Raw genomic sequence first — 2,112 nt, 5'->3', positions numbered from 1 at the left:
TTGGTGCGCTATGTCGTGTCGCGCGCGGCATCCGTGAATCTGCCACGGACGACTGCGGATATGAGCGGCCGCGGCGAATCGATCGAACCGGATGAAATCGCGCCGGGCGATCTGATTTTCTTCAATACGACCGGGCGGGCGCATTCGCACGTCGGCATTTATGTGGGCAAGCTGCGCTTCGTCAACGCACCGTCGACCGGTGGCACCGTGCGGCTCGACTATCTGACCAATCCCTATTGGGCCAAGCGCTTCGACGGTATTCGTCGTGTGGCAGCGCCGGCTGTGACACCGACACCGTTTGATACACCGAGCTACCAGGCTGCCGCGCCTCAGCCCGAGCGCGTCGCGCCGGTGGCGCAGACAGCGCCGGCCTATGCCGGCGCCGCGGTGGCAGCGCAATCTTCGGGCTACGCGGCCGCCTCCGTTGCGCCGCAAGCTTCGGGCTATGCAGAGAATCCGGTGGCGCCGCAGCAAACGGCTCGTGTCGCGGCAACCATTCGTGCGCCGTTGACGGCAACAACCGCCCAGCCTCCGGTAGCCACCGCTGCAACATCGCCACAAGCTGACCCGTTCGAACCCCCGCCGCCCGGTATGAGTGCGGCGCAGATACAGGCGCGCGCGGCGGGCGCGGTGTCTCCAGCGCCCGTCCAGGCTGCTCAAGCGAGTACGTACGACGCTGCCGCGGGTGCTGCGAATCAGCAGCAGACTGCGGCTGTACGCGCCGAACCGACAACGGCTGCCGCTCGTGCCCCCGATCCGATCGACGCCGCTGCCGACGCATTCGAACCGCCTCCACCCGCTTCAGTCGCCGCGCGCCAGGCGCAACAGGCTCAGCAAGCCGATGGGAATGGAGGCGTGCAGATCATGCGCGCCTCGACGGCGTCGCGTGGCATCCCTGCCCCCACGCAAACCACTGACGACCCAATCGCACGCTTCGCCAACGGCAACTTTTAACGGCGTTGCCCGGTACGGACCGGCGGCGATTACCTGAGCCGGCTTCTTGCTCGCTGCTCACTGCTCACTGCTCACTGCTCACTGCTCACTGCTCGCGGATTGTGGATTGTGGTTACCGTGGCCGACGACCGGTGACCTGCGACCGGTGACTCGTAGCTCATGACCCAGGATCCTTGCCGTGCCAGGCTAAGGTTAGTCATGCGGCTGCGCCCACACCCCACTCCACGAGCCAGTCCATCCCCGCTGCGCTGCCGATCTGCTATCGTCATCGATATTCTTCTGACAGCGGGTGGTGACGATGGATCTCGGGCTGAAAGACAAGGTAGTGTTGATCACAGGCGGCAGCAAAGGAATCGGGCTCGCCTGCGCCCGAGCGTTTGCTCTCGAGGGGGCGAAAGTGGCGATCGTTTCACGCGACCCCGCCAATCTCGCGCGCGCTTACGAACAGTTGAAGCAAGAGGGCTTGCACGTGCATCGGACCCGCGCCGACCTGCACGAACCGCACAGTGCGGCGGACATCGTCGAGGAAGTCAGCACCGCAGTCGGCCCGATCGATGTGCTGATCAACAGCGCCGGCGCAGCCCGTCGTTACGACCCGGAAACGCTGGACGCCGATGCGTTCCGCGCGACCATGGAAGCAAAGTATTTCCCCTACATCTACCCACAGCAGGAAGTGTTGCGGCGCATGGCCGAGCGCGTGAAGGCCGGCGACGGCGCCGCACCCGGTACGATCGTCAACATCATCGGTATGGGCGGCAAGATCGCGAGCGACATCCATATCGCCGGCGGCGCTGCCAATGCCGCGCTGATGCTCGCCACCGTCGGCCTCGCCCATTACTACGCGCGCTACGGCATCCGCATCAACGCGATCAATCCGGGTTCGACACTGACCGAGCGCGTCGAAGAAGCGGTCAAGCTGGAAGCGTCGCAGCAAGGCATCGAAAGCGCGGATGCGTTAGCGCGCGGGCAGGCTAAAGTGCCGCTCGGACGCTATGCAAAACCGGAGGAAATCGCGGACGTCGCGCTGTTTCTGGCGAGCCGCCGCGCGAGCTATGTGACGGGCGCAATCGTCCCGATGGATGGAGGCAGCACGCCGCTGATCTGAGCGGCGCGCTTGAGGCTTTGGGGTTGAGGCTTTCCTGAAAAGACGTATGGATT

Annotated in this window: 2 protein-coding genes; both read left to right on the top strand. The window is 64.9% G+C overall.

Annotated elements, in window-relative coordinates:
* Window positions 1–954: NlpC/P60 family protein (locus VFE81_RS20720; RefSeq protein ID WP_325046387.1), on the top strand; the 954-nt coding region annotated here is incomplete at its 5' end.
* 298 nt (window positions 955–1,252) lie between these two features.
* Window positions 1,253–2,059: an SDR family oxidoreductase gene (locus tag VFE81_RS20715; RefSeq protein WP_325046386.1), complete on the top strand. Its 807-nt coding sequence runs from the start codon at window positions 1,253–1,255 to the stop codon at window positions 2,057–2,059.
* The last annotated feature ends 53 nt before the right edge of the window (window positions 2,060–2,112 follow it).

This window comes from Paraburkholderia sp. (assembly GCF_035656215.1).
Lineage (GTDB): Bacteria > Pseudomonadota > Gammaproteobacteria > Burkholderiales > Burkholderiaceae > Paraburkholderia.
This window is presented reverse-complemented; position numbering and strand designations above follow the sequence as displayed.

Excerpts from the sequence above, each read along its gene's own strand:
- VFE81_RS20715 (WP_325046386.1), top strand. The coding sequence starts at position 1,253 with ATGGATCTCGGGCTGAAAGACAAGGTAGTGTTGATCACAGGCGGCAGC.